This window comes from Achromobacter sp. 1011791174, assembly GCF_059760925.1.
Window position 1 is genome coordinate 25,713 of the sequence record NZ_JCBANH010000026.1, and the last position, 15,191, is coordinate 40,903.

At 65.3% G+C, this 15,191-nt stretch carries 16 protein-coding genes; 6 read left to right on the forward strand and 10 right to left on the reverse strand.

The features are described from left to right. Positions 1-101: 101 nt before the first annotated feature. Entirely contained in the window at positions 102-2,126 is a 2,025-nt protein-coding gene (locus tag AC6LJ5_RS11865) for a TRAP transporter permease (RefSeq protein WP_498140559.1), read from the reverse strand. A gap of 326 nt (positions 2,127-2,452) precedes the next feature. Continuing rightward, positions 2,453-3,415, reverse strand: a complete 963-nt coding sequence (locus tag AC6LJ5_RS11870) for a TAXI family TRAP transporter solute-binding subunit (RefSeq protein ID WP_392410339.1) — start codon at positions 3,413-3,415, stop codon at positions 2,453-2,455. Between the two features lie 489 nt (positions 3,416-3,904). Here AC6LJ5_RS11870 and AC6LJ5_RS11875 point away from each other — a divergent pair, with 489 nt between their 5' ends. Continuing rightward, a complete protein-coding gene (locus AC6LJ5_RS11875; RefSeq protein WP_103271888.1) occupies positions 3,905-5,044 on the forward strand; it encodes a DSD1 family PLP-dependent enzyme in 1,140 nt (379 codons plus the stop codon). 124 nt (positions 5,045-5,168) lie between these two features. Here the strand turns inward: AC6LJ5_RS11875 and AC6LJ5_RS11880 are convergent, their stop codons facing one another. From AC6LJ5_RS11880 to AC6LJ5_RS11895, 4 genes are all read right to left on the reverse strand, one after another. Beyond that, a complete protein-coding gene (locus AC6LJ5_RS11880; protein ID WP_369869779.1) occupies positions 5,169-5,267 on the reverse strand; it encodes an entericidin A/B family lipoprotein in 99 nt (32 codons plus the stop codon). 65 nt (positions 5,268-5,332) lie between these two features. Continuing rightward, complete coding sequence (locus AC6LJ5_RS11885) at positions 5,333-5,698, reverse strand: hypothetical protein (RefSeq protein WP_392410345.1); 366 nt, start codon at positions 5,696-5,698, stop codon at positions 5,333-5,335. A 55-nt stretch (positions 5,699-5,753) separates the two neighbouring features. Beyond that, positions 5,754-5,939 (reverse strand): CsbD family protein, encoded by a 186-nt coding sequence (locus AC6LJ5_RS11890; RefSeq protein WP_103271892.1) that lies wholly within the window; start codon positions 5,937-5,939, stop codon positions 5,754-5,756. 183 nt (positions 5,940-6,122) lie between these two features. Then, positions 6,123-7,619, reverse strand: a complete 1,497-nt coding sequence (locus AC6LJ5_RS11895; RefSeq protein ID WP_498140560.1) for a PAS domain S-box protein — start codon at positions 7,617-7,619, stop codon at positions 6,123-6,125. Positions 7,620-7,798: 179 nt separating this feature from the next. On the opposite strand from AC6LJ5_RS11895, the gene AC6LJ5_RS11900 reads away from it, so the two are divergent. Further along, entirely contained in the window at positions 7,799-8,056 is a 258-nt protein-coding gene (locus tag AC6LJ5_RS11900; protein WP_498140561.1) for a hypothetical protein, read from the forward strand. Between the two features lie 73 nt (positions 8,057-8,129). On the opposite strand, the gene AC6LJ5_RS11905 is transcribed toward AC6LJ5_RS11900, so the two are convergent. Further along, entirely contained in the window at positions 8,130-9,095 is a 966-nt protein-coding gene (locus AC6LJ5_RS11905) for a Bug family tripartite tricarboxylate transporter substrate binding protein (protein WP_498140562.1), read from the reverse strand. 207 nt (positions 9,096-9,302) lie between these two features. Here AC6LJ5_RS11905 and AC6LJ5_RS11910 point away from each other — a divergent pair, with 207 nt between their 5' ends. Further along, positions 9,303-10,493, forward strand: coding sequence for an acetylornithine transaminase (locus tag AC6LJ5_RS11910; protein WP_103271896.1), 1,191 nt, complete (start codon positions 9,303-9,305; stop codon positions 10,491-10,493). A 265-nt stretch (positions 10,494-10,758) separates the two neighbouring features. Here the strand turns inward: AC6LJ5_RS11910 and AC6LJ5_RS11915 are convergent, their stop codons facing one another. Further along, a complete protein-coding gene (locus AC6LJ5_RS11915) occupies positions 10,759-11,847 on the reverse strand; it encodes a Fic family protein (protein WP_498140563.1) in 1,089 nt (362 codons plus the stop codon). A gap of 351 nt (positions 11,848-12,198) precedes the next feature. Here AC6LJ5_RS11915 and AC6LJ5_RS11920 point away from each other — a divergent pair, with 351 nt between their 5' ends. The 3 genes from AC6LJ5_RS11920 to AC6LJ5_RS11930 all read left to right on the forward strand — a co-directional run bounded on the left by AC6LJ5_RS11920 (position 12,199) and on the right by AC6LJ5_RS11930 (position 14,059). Next, on the forward strand, positions 12,199-12,678 hold the full coding sequence (locus tag AC6LJ5_RS11920; protein ID WP_498140564.1) for a hypothetical protein: 480 nt from the start codon (positions 12,199-12,201) through the stop codon (positions 12,676-12,678). A gap of 53 nt (positions 12,679-12,731) precedes the next feature. After that, a complete protein-coding gene (locus AC6LJ5_RS11925) occupies positions 12,732-13,340 on the forward strand; it encodes a DUF4291 domain-containing protein (RefSeq protein ID WP_498140565.1) in 609 nt (202 codons plus the stop codon). A gap of 104 nt (positions 13,341-13,444) precedes the next feature. Next, entirely contained in the window at positions 13,445-14,059 is a 615-nt protein-coding gene (locus AC6LJ5_RS11930) for an ABC transporter ATP-binding protein (protein ID WP_498140566.1), read from the forward strand. Between the two features lie 74 nt (positions 14,060-14,133). On the opposite strand, the gene AC6LJ5_RS11935 is transcribed toward AC6LJ5_RS11930, so the two are convergent. Both AC6LJ5_RS11935 and AC6LJ5_RS11940 read right to left on the reverse strand, forming a co-directional pair. Beyond that, positions 14,134-14,574, reverse strand: a complete 441-nt coding sequence (locus tag AC6LJ5_RS11935; protein WP_498140567.1) for a GNAT family N-acetyltransferase — start codon at positions 14,572-14,574, stop codon at positions 14,134-14,136. Between the two features lie 181 nt (positions 14,575-14,755). Next, a complete protein-coding gene (locus AC6LJ5_RS11940; RefSeq protein WP_498140568.1) occupies positions 14,756-15,181 on the reverse strand; it encodes a hypothetical protein in 426 nt (141 codons plus the stop codon). Positions 15,182-15,191: the final 10 nt, after the last annotated feature.

The following is a 15,191-nucleotide window of genomic DNA, read 5'->3' on the forward strand; positions in this document are numbered from 1 at the left end:
CTGCGGTGCCGCGTGGCCGCAGGCCGATGGCTTGCGACTGTTAACGAAGCGTATCGACGTTGGCAAGGCTGGGGCCGTATCGGCCCCAGCACCGGCCAGGTTCAAGCCGGCCGCAGCGCGCTTTCCCGCTTCAGCTCCGCCAGCTGACGGATGAACACCGGGATGCAGATGGCCAGACCGATCAGTCCGCTCATCAGGCCGGGGATGATGGTCAGCAGCGCGCCCACCGTGCACAGCCAGCGTTCCCAGCTTTTCATGCCGACCAGCATGTAGCGCGAGAAAGCCGCCGACAGCAGCACCAGGCCGACCATGCAGCCGACCAGGGTCACGAAGAAGTCGTACCAGGTGAAGCCCTGCACCGAGATCAGCAGCGACGGCGAGAACACGAACACGAAAGGCACGATCAGCTTGGTGATGCCCAGCCGGAAGGCCGTATTGCCGGTCTTGAACGGATCGCTGCCCGCCATGCCCGCCGCCGCATAGGCCGCCAGCGCCACCGGCGGCGTGATGTCCGCCAGGATGCCGAAATAGAACACGAAGAAGTGCGCCGCGATGGGCTGCACGCCCAGCTGCACCAGCGTGGGCGCGGCCACCGCCACCATGATCAGGTAGTTGGCCGTGGTGGGAATGCCGCAGCCCATCAGGATGCAGACCAGGCCGGTCATGATCAGCGCCGCGATCAGCGTCAGCGTCTGCATGTTGGCGATCGCTTCCGGGATGAAGGCCGAGGCCCCGCCCGCCAGCGATTGCGCCGCCGAGATCACGATGTACGAGATCTTGAAGCCCACGCCCGTCAGCGTGACCACGCCGATCACGATGCCCACCGTGCCCGCCGCCGCGCCCACCGCCAGCGCGTACTTGGCGCCGGTCTCGAAGGCCTCGTACAGGTCGCGCAGGCGCAGGCGCTGGAACGGATTGAGCAGGCCCACGATGATGCAGCCCGTGATGCCGGCGAAGGCCGCCAGGTACGGCGTGCGGCCGCTGGCCAGCACGCCGATCAGCAGGATCAGCGGGATCAGCGTCGGCCAGCGCTTCTTGAACGACTCGCGCAGCTTGGGCATTTCCTCGTTCGTCAGCCCGCGCAGCCCTTCGCGCTTGGCCTCGAAGTGGACCTGCATGAACATGCCGAAGAAGTACAGGAAGGCCGGGAAGATGCCGGCGATGGCGATCTGCTGGTACGGGATGCCCAGGAACTCGATCATCAGGAACGCGGCCGCGCCCATGATGGGCGGCGTGATCTGCCCGCCCGTGCTGCTGGCGGCCTCGACGCCGGCGGCGAAGTGCCTCGGATAGCCGATGCGGATCATGGCCGGGATGGTCAGCGAGCCCACCGTGACCGCGTTGGCCACCGACGAGCCCGACAGCATGCCGAACATGGCCGAGCCGAACACCGACACCTTGGCCGGGCCGCCCGCGTAGCGGCCGGCGATGGTCGAGGCCACGTCCAGGAACAGCTGGCCCAGGCCGATGCGCGTGGCCAGCACGCCGAACAGCACGAAGTGGAACACGTAGGTCGCCACCACGCCCACCGCCACGCCGTACACGCCCTGGCTGGTCAGGTACATGTGGTTGACGATCTGCGGCCAGGTATTGCCCGCGTGCTTGAGCAGGCCTGGGAAGTACGGCCCGAACATGGCATAGGCCATGAACACCAGCGCGATGATGGGCAGCGGCCAGCCCATGGCGCGGCGCGTGGCTTCCAGCAGGCCCACCAGCAGGATCGAGCCCATCAGCACATCCACCGGCAGCGGATTGCCCACGCGGAACGCCAGGTCCTCGAAGATGTAGGGGATATACAGCACCGACAGCGCCAGCGCGATCGCCATGGCCCAGTCGTACAGCGGCACGCCGCCGGGGGCGAACCAGGTGGACCTGGGCTGGCGCTGGTAGTGCGACTTCGAGAAGCCGAACACCAGGAAGATCAGGCTCAGCACGAAGGCCAGGTGCACGCCGCGATGCGTCGCCTCGCGCAACAGCCCGAAGCCGGCGGTGTAGTAGTGAAAGAGGGATAGCGCCACCAGCAGCCCGGAGACGATCCAGGTGGCGGTCTTGTCCAGCGGCCGGAAGCGGATTTCCGAATCGTACTTTTCCGCCAGCTGCTGGGTCTTATCGTGGTCTATTTCCATAGCCGTATTTCTCTGGGTGATTCCACAAACAGGGCCGCTCGCGGCGGCCCTGCCCATGCGACGCATACCGCGCCGGACATGCCCGCGTGGCTGGCATGTGTGCTTGCTGATGTGTACCTACTGGCTTGCCTATTGGTTTGCTGCTTCGGATCCTGCATTGGCGCGCCAAGCTCCGGGCCCTATGCGGGCAGCCAATCGATTGAGCCTCGCGGCATACCCGACGCAAGCCTCCGGCGCTCCCCGATCGCACCGCAGCGGATCCGGCTCTGCCGGTCCGCCAGCGGGCCCCCTAGAGGGGGAGGCGCCACAGGCGCCTCGGGGGTGGCCTACTTCAGCAGGCCGATTTCCTTGTAGAACTTCTCGGCGCCCGGATGGAACGGAATGCCCGCGCCCTTGATCGCGTTGTCGCGCGTGATCAGCTTGCCCTTGGCGTGGCCGTTGTCCAGCGTCTTGCGGGTGGCGTCGCTGTACAGCGCCTTGGTCACTTCATAGACCACGGCCTCCGGCACCTTGGCCGAGCTCACCAGCTGCGCGTTGACGGAAATGGTCTTGACCTCGCCCACGTTCTGGTAGGTGTTGGCGGCGATGGTGTCGGGCGTGAAGAACTCCTGCTTGGCGCGCAGCGCGTCGATCTCGGGGCCGACCAGCGACACGATCTCGATGCCCGCGCCGCTGGAGGCCAGCTCGGCGATGGCGCCGGCCGGCGCGCCGCCGACGAAGAAGAACGCGTCCAGTCCGCCGTCCTTGAGCTTGTCGCCGGCCTGGTTGGGCTTCAGGTATTCGGCCTTGATGTCCTTGTCGGTCATGCCGTAGGCGCCCAGGATCAGGCGCACGTCGACCAGCGTGCCCGAGCCGGGCTCGTCCATCGACACGCGCTTGCCCTTCAGGTCGGCCACGCTCTTGATGCCCGAGCCCTTGCGCGCCACCAGGTGGATGCTCTCCGGGTATAGCGTGGCGATCAGGCGCAGGTCCTGGGCCTTGGGCTTGCCGTCGAAGGTGCCGGTGCCGCTATAGGCCCAGAACGCCACGTCCGACTGCGTGAAACCGGCCTCGAACGAACCGCCCAGGATGCCGTTGATGTTGGCCACCGAGCCGTTGGACGCGACCGCCGTGGCGATCAGCTTGCCCGGCTGCGACACGGCGTTGGCGATGATGCCGCCCACCGGGTAGTAGGTGCCGGCGGTGCCGCCGGTGCCGATACGGAAGAACTGTTGCGCCTGCGCGGCGCCGGCGACGCCGACGGCGGCCGCGGCGAGGGTCAGGGTGGTGATCCACTTCTTGAGTTTCATGCGAGCTTCTCCGGTTCTGTGTGTGCTCTGAGTCGGTATGCCTTGCCGTGGCCACGCCGCCGGCAAGGACGATGCCTGCATGCCGCGCTGCGCCTTGGGGCGGAGCCCGAGGGCGGCATGTCGGCACAGGGCCCTTGCGTCATCTCCGTCGCGCGGGCCGTCCGTTCCCCTTGATATCTTTCCGCCGCGCGCCGTGGCCCGAAGCGGAAAAGCCCCTTTTGTCAGGCCTGATGAACAGGCAAGCGCGGGGGCGTTTGTTGTGATGAAATTCTGTCATGCTGTCCCCGCCCCGCCAATGGCCGCGGGGCTATGGTTTACCTGGGGGTAGGCTCGCGGTTTGGTTATGGACAGGCGCGCTTTGGTTATGACGAGCCGCTGGTCCGTTCCTGTATCGCCGGCATGCCGCCCTGCCGCTTTTCCCCACGCATCGCCCGCAGTCGTCAGCCGCCTGATTGTTGAATGTTCGAACGAAAAAACGGAGCCATCCCGATGTCCCAGGAAGTCATACGCGGCATAGCGCTGCCTCCCGCCGCCCAGCCCGGCGATCCGCTGGCGCGCGTCGACACGCCCAGCCTGGCGCTGGACCTGGCGGCCTTCGAAGCCAATCTGCGCGCCATGCAGGCCTGGGCCGACCGCCATGGCGTGGCGCTGCGGCCTCACGCCAAGGCCCACAAGTGTCCCCAGGTCGCGCTGCGCCAGCTGGCGCTGGGCGCACGCGGCATCTGCTGTCAGAAGGTCAGCGAGGCCCTGCCCTTTGTCGCCGCCGGCGTGCGCGACATCCACATCAGCAACGAGGTGGTGGGCCCGGCCAAGCTGGCGCTGCTGGCCCAGCTGGCGCGCGCCGCGCGCATCAGCGTCTGCGTCGACAACGCCGCCAACCTGGCGCAGATCTCGCGGGCCATGGCCGGCGCCGGCGTCGAGGTCGACGTGCTGGTCGAGATTGATGTGGGCCAGGGCCGCTGCGGCGCGTCCGACGAGGCCACCGTGCTGGCCCTGGCGCAGCAGGCGCGCGACCTGCCGGGCGTCAACTTCGCCGGCCTGCAGGCCTATCACGGCTCGGTCCAGCACGCCCGCGGCCGCGAGGAACGCGCCCGCATCTGTCGCGACGCCGCGCGCATCGCCGCGTCCTATGCCCAGCTGCTGCGCGAAAGCGGCATCGCCTGCGACACCATCACCGGCGGCGGCACCGGCAGCGTCGAGTTCGATGCCGCCAGCGGCGTCTACACCGAGCTGCAGGCCGGTTCCTACGCCTTCATGGACGGCGACTACGGCGCCAACGAATGGGGCGGACCGCTGACGTTCCAGCACAGCCTGTTCCTGCTGTCCACCGTGATGAGCACGCCCGCGCCCGATCGCGCCGTGCTCGACGCCGGCCTGAAGTCCGCCTCCGCCGAATGCGGCCCGCCCGCCGTTTACGGCGAGCCCGGCCTGACCTGCACCGCCATCAACGACGAGCACAGCGTGGTGCGTGTCGAGCCGGGCGCTAGCGCGCCGGAGCTGGGCGCGGTGTTGCGGCTGGTGCCGGCGCACGTCGATCCGACCTTCAACCTGCATGACGGGCTGGTGGTGTTCCGGGACGGCGTGGTGGAGGATATCTGGGAGATCTCGGCGCGCGGGTATTCGCGCTGACGCCTGCTGCGTCGGGGCCGGATGCTGGACGGCGCTTCTGGCGCGTGTTCACGGGGTCCGGACGCAAAAAAGCGCCGGCGCGCACAAGGCGCGCCGGCGGCAAGGCCAGGGTGCTACGGGGCGATCAGCGTGCCTGCTGTTGGATCTTCTCCCCGCCACGTTCGATGTCTTTGCCGGCACCTTCGACCGTGTTGCAGCCCGCCGTCATGCCGGCCACGGCCATGACCAGCACGATCCAGATCCGTTGCGCCATTGCGGTTCTCCTTGTTGCGTTCATGTGCCGATGCCTTACTTGCCGTAGCGCGTCTTGGCTTCGGCCAGGCAGGCGTCCTTGGCATCGCCGGACATGGCTGTGCACTTCTTCTTGGCCACGTCGTAGTCCGCGTCCTGGCGTGCCTTGGCCGCGTCGTGGTTTGCCTCGGCCTTCTGCTTGCCGGCCTTGGCCTGCGCCTCGGCCACGTCCTTGTCGGCGCGCGCCTGCTTCAGGCACAGATCCTTCGAGTCGCCGCTGCGGGCGTCGCATTGCTTCTTGGCGGCGTCGTAGCGCGCGTCGATCTGGTCCTGGGACATGGCGGTGCCTTGCGCATGGACCGGCGCCAGCGCGGCGCCCAGCGCCAGGGCCAGGCCCAGGGCGGCGTTTCGGTAGTGCTTCATGATCGGTGAACTCCTGTCAGTGCGAAGAACGAGAACGGGCTGGCGCGCGTCCTTCCTACTTCTTGTCCAGCGCGTCGCGGACCTTGTCCTTGGCCTCGCCGACATTGCGCTGCACCTTGCCGACGGCCTTCTCGGCCTTGCCTTCGATTTCCGTCTGGCGGTTGCCGGTCAGCTTGCCGGCCGTTTCCTTGATCGCGCCCTTCACTTCCTTGGCGGCGCCTTTGATGCGGTCGTTGTCCATTGGGTTGCTCCTTGGGTTCCAGTTGCGGGGAAATCGCGCGCCGGGCGGCTTGCAGGCCGTGGCCGCGGACGAACCCAATATAGGAATGGCGGCGCGCGCGCGTAAGAAACGCACGCACCAGATCGACTGGTACTTTTCTACTTGTTTGATGGATGGCGCCCGAGCAGCCTGCCCGCGCCGCGCCTACTTCCCCGCGCGCTTGCGCGGCGGTTTCTCGTAGCCCACGATGCCGCGCTGGCGCGCCCAGATGATGGCGGCGCTGCGCCGGTGCACGTCCAGCTTGCCGTACAGCGCCGCCACATGATTGCGCACCGTGTTGCGCGACAGGTGCAGCGTGGCCGCGATCTCGGCGTCGGTGTGGCCGTCGCAGATCAGGCCCAGGATCTCGCGCTCGCGCCGCGTCAGGTCGGCCAGCTCGCCCTGCGACTGCGGCGCGCCGGGCGCGCGGATCTGCGCCAGCTTCTCGATCACGGTGCGGCTGAACCAGGAGGTGTCCTGCATCACCGTCTCGATGGCCTCCATCAGCTCCAGTTCGTTGCGCTTGCGCTCGGTGATGTCCTGGATCGCGCCCAGCACGCAGGGCAGGTCCTGGATCTTCACCGGCGCGGCCGACAGCAGGCAGTCCAGCAGCGCGCCCTCGCGCGTGCGCAGCGCCATTTCCAGGCTGCGCACGCTTGCGCCCTGCTCCAGCGAGGCCATGGCGCGGTCGTAGGCGCGCGGATCGGTCCACAGCCGCGCCAGCGCGTCCTCGTCGCGCGACAGCGTCGCGGCGTCGTAGCCGGTGGTGGCGACGAAGGCGTCGTTGACCTCCAGCAGCTCGCCTTCCGCCGTGCTCAAGGTCATCGGCACCGGCGCCAGCCGGAACGCCGTGGCGAAGCGCTGTTCGCTGTGGCGCAGCGCCGTCTCGGCCTTGCGGCGCGGCTCCAGGTCGTTGAAGGTGAACAGCATGCAGGGCTGATCGGCCACCTCGATGGGCTGGCCCGCCACCACCACCAGCTTGCTGCCGCCGCCCTGCACCGCGATGCTGGATTCCATCTGCGGAATCGTGCGGCCTTCGGCCAGCCGTTGCAGCGCGTCCTCGCGCTGCGGCGTGTCGCCCAGCACGTCGAGTTCGCGCACGGTCTTGTCCAGCACGTCCTGGCGTGCGTAACCCGTCATTTCCAGGAAGCCCTGGTTGACCTTCACATAGCGCAGGTCCGCCAGCGAGCAGATCACCGCCGGCGCGGGATTGGCGTTGAAGGTGCGCTCGAATCGTTCTTCCGCGCTGTAGCGCTCGGTCACGTCCAGCAGGACCAGCACCATGCCTTCCACCGCGCCCTGCGCATCGTTCAGCACCAGGTTGCGCACCTGGTGCATGCGGCGGAAATCCGGATCGCGCCGGCTGCACACTTCCACCACCATGTCCTTGAAGGCCTCGCCCGCCAGCGCCCGATCCATCGGGTATTGCGCCGCGTCCAGCTTGCGGTTGTTGCGGTAGCGCAGCGTGTACGCCTTGCGATAGCCGGCCGCCGTGCCGCCCAGCCCCGCCAGGTCCGCCACGCCGTGCATGGCCAGCGCCGTGTCGTTGGCCCAGGCGATATGCCGGTTGTTGTCCAGCAGGATGATGCCCTCGATCAGGCCGTCGATGATCTCCAGCAGATGGCGGCGTTCCGTCGTGAACGCCGTGGCGGTCTTCTTCATCCTGTCTCCCTGATGCGCGAGGCGGGCCGCGCGGCGCGGCCCGGAGGTAGGAAGAAAGTACTAGATAAATTCGTCCCGCGAGCTCTGTGCGCGGTTACGAGCTGCTTCTATCGTGGTCCTGCGCTCGTTATGCGTGCCCCTCATCTGTATCGCCTTGCGCGAATTTTCAGGAGACCACCATGAACACGACTCATCCGCCCGGCGACGCGCCGGCCAAGCAAGCCCCCGGTCAGCAGCAGCAGCCAGGCAAACCCGGGCAGGACGACAATCAACCGGGCCGCGTGCCGTCGGAAGTGCCCGGCAAGCCTAACCAACCGGGGCAGCCCGGCGAGCCTGGCCAGCCGGGGCAACCGGGAGATCCTCGGCAACCGCACAACCCGGACCAGCCCCGCCGGCCTGGCGATCCGGGCAGGCCCGATGTGAACGCCCTGCACTGAGCATGGCGAGGCCATAAGGCAACGGGCCGTCCCGCAACGCGGCGACGGCCCGTTTGCAAGACGATGCCAGCGTTCAGTCGACCTGCGCGCCCGACTGCTTCACCGCCTCGCCCCACTTCTTCACTTCGCCGCTGATGAAGCCGCCGGTCGCCTCGGGCGTCATCGGCATCGGCTCGGCGCCGCGGTCGCGGAAGAACTTCTGCATCTCGGGCGTGCCCAGCACGCGGCCGATCTGCTGGCTCAGATAGTTCGTCACCTCCGGCGGCGTGCCGCGAGGCGCCAGCACCGCCGCCCAGCCGATCGCTTCGAAGCCCGGATAGCCGGACTCGGCCACCGTCGGCACGTCGGGCAGCTGCGGCAGCCGCTTGGCCGTCGTCACCGCCAGCGCCACCGCCTTCTTGTTCTGCACATGCGGCAGGCCGGCGGTCACCGAGTCCACCATCAGAGGCACCTGGTGCCCCAGGAAATCCGCCTGCGCCGGGCCGCTGCCCTTGTACGGGATGTGGCGGATGTCGATCTGGGCCGCCGCCTTGAACATCTCGGCCGACAGGTGCTGCGTGCCGCCGATGCCCGCGCTGGCATAGGCCAGGTCGCCCGGCTTGGCGCGCGCCTGCTCCACCAGCTGCTTGAGCGAGTTGATGCCCGAGGCCGGCGTGGCCAGGAACATCAGCGGCACCGAGAACACGCCCGACACCGGCGCGAAATCGTCCGCCAGCTTGTAGTTCACGGTCTTGTACAGCGTCTGGTTCACCGCCGCCGCGCTGCCCGCGATCACGAGCGTGTAGCCGTCGGGCGCCGAGCGCGCTGCCTGCTCCATGCCGATATTGCTGCCGGCTCCGGCCCTGTTTTCAACCACCACCGGCTGCTTCACCGCCGAGCCCAGCTTTTCGGCCAGCGCGCGGGCGAAGATGTCGGTCGCCTGCCCCGGTGGGAACGGCACGATCAGGCGCAGGGGACGGTCGGGATACTCGGCATGCGCCGGGGCGCCGGCGGCCGCCAGCGCCAGGCCAGCCGCGAGGCTGGAAAGAATACGTTTCATGATTGGTCAGTAAAAAGCGATGAAGGTCTGCGCGCGGGGTAGCGCCTGTTGCATAAAATAGAGCGCCCGCGTCGCCGGCCTTTTTGAGGCGGCCTGGGGCGGATCGGCAGGGGGTGCGTCACGATAGCATCCCCCCGCCGGTGCTAAATTCGCGTTTTAGCGTTTCCCCGTCTTTCAACCCTGTACCCTCATTCCGCAGGAACCGCCATGGAATTCAGCCAGTTCAACGTCAACGCCCTCATGGAGATCACCGCCCGCCCGGACCTCGTGTTCGTGCGAGGCCAGGGATCCTGGCTGGAGGATCACGCGGGCAAGCGATACCTGGACTTCGTCCAGGGCTGGGCCGTCAACACCCTGGGCCACAGCGCCCCGGAAATGCAGAAGGCCCTGCTGGACCAGTCCAAGCTGCTGATGAACCCGTCGCCGGCGTTCTACAACCTGCCGTCCATCGAGCTGGCCTCGCGCCTGACCAGCGCGTCGGTCTTCGACCGCGTCTTCTTCGCCAACAGCGGCGGCGAAGCCAACGAAGGCGCCATCAAGCTGGCGCGCAAGTGGGGCCAGGTCAACAAGAAGGGCGCCTACAAGATCATCACCATGAACCACGGCTTCCATGGCCGCACGCTGGCGACCATGTCCGCGTCGGGCAAGCCGGGCTGGGACAAGATGTTCGCCCCGCAGGTCGAAGGCTTCCCCAAGGCCGAGATCAACGACCTGGAATCGGTGCGCAAGTTGATCGACGACCAGACCGTCGCCATCATGCTGGAGCCGGTGCAGGGCGAGGCCGGCGTCATCCCCGCCACCAAGGAATTCATGCAGGGCCTGCGCAAGCTGGCCGACGAGCACAAGCTGCTCTTCATCGTCGACGAAGTGCAGACCGGCATGGGCCGCACCGGCACGATGTTCGCCTACCAGCAATCGGACGTGGTGCCGGACATCATGACGCTGGCCAAGGGCATCGGCGGTGGCGTGCCGCTGGCCGCCCTGCTGGCGCGCCAGGAAGTGTGCGTGTTCTCGCACGGCGACCAGGGCGGCACGTATAACGGCAACCCGCTGATGGCGGCTGTTGGCGTCGCGGTGTTCGATGCGCTGGCCGCGCCGGGCTTCATGGAATCGGTCAATGCGCGTGCCAAGCAGCTGTCGGAAGGCCTGCTGGCGTTGTCGGCGAAGTACGGCATGCAGGGCGAGCGCGGGATGGGTCTGCTGCGCGCGCTGGTGATGGATCGCGATGATGGTCCGGCTATTGTCGAGGCCGCGCGCAAGTTGTCGCCGAATGGCTTGCTGCTGAATGCGCCGCGCGGGAATCTGCTGCGGTTCATGCCGGCGTTGAATGTGACGGCTGAGGAGATTGATACGATGCTGGCGCAGCTGGATGGGTTGATTGCGCAGGTGCGTAAGTAAGGCGCTGCTGCGTTGATTTTTGAGTAGTACGGGCAAAGGCCGCGATGAATTCGCGGCCTTTGTTTTTAGGTGACTGGATTCTGTTCTTGAACGCGGCTACGTGTCGGACGCGAACCGAATGAATGGGTGAGAGAAACCGGCAAGAAAAGCGGCAACTTTCCATGCACTGTCCGGCGCTTTGTCGTTAACTGCTATGGCATGGCCAGGAAGGTAGCCAACAACAAGGCTGGCCCTTGCCGGCTGCGCGATATGACGAAAGTGAACGTTACTGCGGTCGCCCCGCCTCGATCCATTCCTGCACCTGCTCCATCGCCAATCGATACCGCGCGCAGTTGTACAGATCCAGCACCCGCAACTCTTCTGCCAACATCGGACGAAACACGCGCGCATCGTCTTCAGGCCAGGCCAGCGCCGCCACCGCCGCGTCGGCGGTCTGCCGTGCACGCACCACCCGGCTGATCGCTTGATTCAGCTTCTCTCGAAACCGCAGCCGCACGGGATCCGGCACGCCCGCCGCATCGAGCTGAACGGTGTATTTACGAATTGAGCGCCGATAAGACCAGGTGAACAGATCCACCGCGAGCGCGACATCGCCACGCTCGTAGACGCCCATCATGGCGTAGGCGTAGTCCTGCGCCTCCACGTCCAGGAAGGACAGCGGCGCGCAGTTGTAGAGCATCAGCGGAATGTTGGCCGACAAGCGGCTGGTGCGCTTGTTGCCGTCCTCGAAGGGTTGCAGGTAAGCAAGGTTCACCCAGAGAAAGAACGCCGCTTCCACGGGATTCTTGATCAGCCGCGCTTTTTCCACGATGTGATCGAGCATTTCCTGCAGCAGCGCAGGCGCCTGGATAGGGATGTAGGTCGTGTCGCGGATGTTGACCACGGTACGGCGGACATGACCCAGACCGTCGGTGTGAGCCAACAGATGCTCCATCAGGAGCGTGTGCAGATTGCCAATGACAGCAGACGTCAGGCCGTGCAGGGGCACGGCATCGACCATGAACTCGATGGCGGCCTTGTGATTGAGCAGCATGATCGCGTCCAGGTCATTGTCTGCCGTGCCGCGCTTGAAGAGCTCTTGCGTGGCCAACAGCGAATACCGGTTGCCTTCCAACCGTGAGGATGACCAGGATAGGTCAAGCAACAGCGGCTTCAGGACACGGCGCGCGTAAGTGCCGGCAGGATGCTGGCCCGGCATGCCGCCTTCGTCGGCCAAGGCCTGAGCCAGAGCGGGTGGCAACAGGGAACTCTGGTTCGGAACGTAATCGTCCACGAAGCGGCGCTGATAGCCCACCGGTGCGCGCGAGAGCAGCGGTTGCCGAAGTATCTGGAGTCTGTCTTCGCGGATGGTCATGGCGTACTCAGGGCAGGTCGAACTTGCGCAATCTAGCAGCAATCAGCTCATCAAATAGACCAGTCTTGATCTTGAATGAATCGAAACGGTCTGATTTTGAGCTGATTGGAGGTCCAACCTTCCGGAGACGTGCGCGGTATCAATGTCCCCCAGCCGTGCGCGATCGCACAGCCCAGGCCCGTTGCGATGCACTTTTGACTGTCGCGACAGCGCCACGCGATTCAGCCATGGCGGTTGACCGGGAGCGTGGTGGCAGCGTTAAATGCGACCACAATGATAAGAAAAAATAAATCGAGTTTGACTGCGGTCAGGACCGCTACTCCTGCCACCCTGCCGTCAGACCTATCCACAATGGAACAGTTCGGCGTCCGCTTCGAATACGGCGATGCCGCGCATCTGGAAGCCTTGCGCCTCCTGTACAAAACGCTTAAGCACGACAAGGAAGCGCAGATTCACCGCGACCTGTCCGACTGGTTTTCCGCCATTCCCGTTGAGCTTGGAAACAACTTCGACTGGCCGGACGAACTGACCCTGGCCGACCTGAAGCATCAGCGCGAGTCCTGCCCCAAGTGGATTCCAGAACCCGCAGAACAGCTCTCCGCGAAATGGGATTTCTACAGCCTGGTGGACAGCATCCATTCGGGTGACTACACCGTGCTGGGCCTGGCACGCCTAGACGATTCCATCGCCGAATTGCAGATCGATCCGCACGGCTACCCCTACGGCGGCGTGGGTCCCTTGATGGCCCTGGTCGAGGGCTTCGGCTTCACGCTACTTGGGGTCAACGAATACGGCAAATACCTGACTCGCGAGGAACTGCTGCCGCGCTAGCCTCCAAGGCCCGGGATCGGTCCTTTATCCACCTTGCTCATCAACTAAAAAAAATGAAAACAAAACTGTATCTGGAGCAAATCCATCAATGGCCCGCATCGGGCCAGCACATCATGGCGCAGTACGACGCCACCTCCATCTATGTGTACCAGGCCTATCGTCCCGCGATCGCTGCGCATGCCGTGAAGCATCAGCAGTTTGGCGGTGAATTCAGCTTCTCGCGTATGAGCTGGATCAAGCCCAATTTCCTGTGGATGATGTTCCGCTCGGGATGGGCGACGAAAGAAGGACAGGAGCGCATCCTCGCTGTCCGATTGCCCAGAACCTTCTTCGATGAACTGCTGCGCGCCGCCGTCGCCTCCAGCTTTGCCGCCTCGGGTTACGCGACCCAGCAGGAATGGCGCGATCGCGTGGAGCAGTCCGAAGTCCGGCTCCAGTGGGACCCCGACCATGATCCGACCGGCGCCGTCATCGAGCGTCGCGCCATCCAGTTGGGATTGCGCGGCGAGATGCTGAAACGCTATGCGCGGGACGAGGTGCTGTCGATCGAGGACATCACCGACTTCGTGGCACAACAGCGAGAATATGCCGCGCAGGATTTCAGCGGATTGCTGGTTCCTGAAGAGCAGCCCTATGTCCTTCCGTCCGTTGGTCGCGGATAGCGAAGGCGCCGCGCCGGCTCGGGTCTGAATCACACGGCGTCAGGCGGTTGTCCCCACGCCGGGGAAACTGGCCGCTACGCGCGTTCCTGCGTACACTTTCCGCCATGCTACGAATCGACAATCTCAGCAAACGCTACGGCGACTACCTCGTCTTCCAGGGCCTGACCCATACCTTCACGCCCGGGTGCGTGGCGCTATGCGAAGAAGACAGCACCGGCAAATCCAGCCTGCTGAACATCATCGCGGGCGTGATCGCGCCGGATAGCGGGGATGTGTGGATCGACGGCCACTCGATGCTTCACGCGCCGGCGCAGGCCAAGGCGCGTCTGGCTTATGTGCCGGACAACTGCTTGCTGTTTCCCGAGATGACGGGGCGCGGCTTGCTGGAGAAGGTGGCGGCGGAGAGGAACGTGGCGCTGGATGAAGCCACGTTGGAACTGGCCTATGACCTGGGGCTGGAGCCGCATCTGGATAAGCGCTTCGAGCAGATGTCGACGGGGACTCGGCGGAAGGTGTTTGTGACGGCGGCGGCGCTGGGGGATCCGGCGGTGGTGATTGCGGATGGACCTAGCAATGGTTTCGATGCTCGGGGTCGCGCGGTGTTGGCCGAGCTATTCATGGCGTGGGGCGAGGATCGCGTCGTGTTGTTTGCCAGCCATGACCCAGAGCTGGTGCGGGCATGCAAGGCAAGCACCGTCGATGTTGCAGCGCTGCGTTAGCCGATTCGCCCAAGCGGATGCGCCCTGAGAAAACCGCGCGGCACCAGGTGAAAACTCGGAGTCGAAGACTGGAGCTAGACCTGCTGGCGCGGGTCAGCCTCCATAAGGAAATACGGGCCTTCAGGACCGTCGGCTTCACTACGTACTCGCCACCCCTGAGACTGATAGAACCGCTTGGCGCGCGCATTGGCCTTGAGGCATTTCAGTGTCGGCGCGCTGGAAAAGTACCTGTCGCAGCCTGCCAACAGCATCTTTCCTACCCCGAGCCCCTGAAACCGTGGATGAACAAATAGGTTGTGCAAGAAGCTGTCTTCCTGCCATACAGACGCAAAGCCGATGGGACGGTATGAGTGCTCTGCCACCAGAATCCGCTCACCTGCAGTGCTCACATCAAAGTCTTCAAGCTTGTGGGTGCCAACGGTAGCCCACGAGAAAGTGGCATCGCGGGACACGACAAATAACTGGCGCAGAGCGTCCCGGTCGGCTTCTACAAAATCTCGCACGATGACCTGCATGTTGTTGCCTTATTGCTAATCACAAAGACGGAAAACGCTGGCTGGCGTAGGTCCGCACGGACAGCCGTCGTTGATGGAGGCCAGGAAGCCGGTACAACGTACAGCGCGCCGATATCGATTCAATAACCGAGTGGCAGGAGCCGGCCTGCCTCTGGGGTTCGCGTGAACACAAAGCCCACACTCAACGCGGCTTCCAATTCACCCCATCCCTGGACCGATACTCCGGTATCCCCGTGCAACACCCTCCCGCTCCAAACGCCTGCCTTCCAATAAACGCGGTCACCACGCCCTTGCTCTCGGTCAGCGATTGCTGAACGCAGACGGTCGGCAGCAGAGACGAGTCGCCTTCCAGCACCAGCGTCCACTTCACGTTCTCGCCCGCGCCCGGTTCGACCTTGTACACCTTGCATTTATGCATCAGCAGATGCACGGGCTGCCCCGCCAGCGTGCCCTTGAACTGCAACTCAGGCGGCGTGTCGCGCGTGGCGATGGTCTCGGCGTTGAGTTTCGATCCCGGCGGCGCGGGGTCCAGCGACGAGTCGTCGCAGCCGGCCAGTGCGATTGCGGCGCCCAAGTTGACGAGGTAAAGACAAGTCCGGCGCATCATGCCCCATGAA

Coding starts and splice junctions, on each gene's coding strand:
- AC6LJ5_RS11895 (WP_498140560.1), bottom strand. CDS start 7,619: ATGAAGAAGACCGCCACGGCGTTCACGACGGAACGCCGCCATCTGCTG.
- AC6LJ5_RS11870 (WP_392410339.1), bottom strand. CDS start 3,415: ATGAAACTCAAGAAGTGGATCACCACCCTGACCCTCGCCGCGGCCGCC.
- AC6LJ5_RS11865 (WP_498140559.1), bottom strand. CDS start 2,126: ATGGAAATAGACCACGATAAGACCCAGCAGCTGGCGGAAAAGTACGAT.
- AC6LJ5_RS11890 (WP_103271892.1), bottom strand. CDS start 5,939: ATGGACAACGACCGCATCAAAGGCGCCGCCAAGGAAGTGAAGGGCGCG.
- AC6LJ5_RS11935 (WP_498140567.1), bottom strand. CDS start 14,574: ATGCAGGTCATCGTGCGAGATTTTGTAGAAGCCGACCGGGACGCTCTG.
- AC6LJ5_RS11930 (WP_498140566.1), top strand. CDS start 13,445: ATGCTACGAATCGACAATCTCAGCAAACGCTACGGCGACTACCTCGTC.
- AC6LJ5_RS11920 (WP_498140564.1), top strand. CDS start 12,199: ATGGAACAGTTCGGCGTCCGCTTCGAATACGGCGATGCCGCGCATCTG.
- AC6LJ5_RS11905 (WP_498140562.1), bottom strand. CDS start 9,095: ATGAAACGTATTCTTTCCAGCCTCGCGGCTGGCCTGGCGCTGGCGGCC.
- AC6LJ5_RS11900 (WP_498140561.1), top strand. CDS start 7,799: ATGAACACGACTCATCCGCCCGGCGACGCGCCGGCCAAGCAAGCCCCC.
- AC6LJ5_RS11940 (WP_498140568.1), bottom strand. CDS start 15,181: ATGATGCGCCGGACTTGTCTTTACCTCGTCAACTTGGGCGCCGCAATC.
- AC6LJ5_RS11915 (WP_498140563.1), bottom strand. CDS start 11,847: ATGACCATCCGCGAAGACAGACTCCAGATACTTCGGCAACCGCTGCTC.
- AC6LJ5_RS11925 (WP_498140565.1), top strand. CDS start 12,732: ATGAAAACAAAACTGTATCTGGAGCAAATCCATCAATGGCCCGCATCG.
- AC6LJ5_RS11875 (WP_103271888.1), top strand. CDS start 3,905: ATGTCCCAGGAAGTCATACGCGGCATAGCGCTGCCTCCCGCCGCCCAG.
- AC6LJ5_RS11910 (WP_103271896.1), top strand. CDS start 9,303: ATGGAATTCAGCCAGTTCAACGTCAACGCCCTCATGGAGATCACCGCC.
- AC6LJ5_RS11880 (WP_369869779.1), bottom strand. CDS start 5,267: ATGGCCGTGGCCGGCATGACGGCGGGCTGCAACACGGTCGAAGGTGCC.
- AC6LJ5_RS11885 (WP_392410345.1), bottom strand. CDS start 5,698: ATGAAGCACTACCGAAACGCCGCCCTGGGCCTGGCCCTGGCGCTGGGC.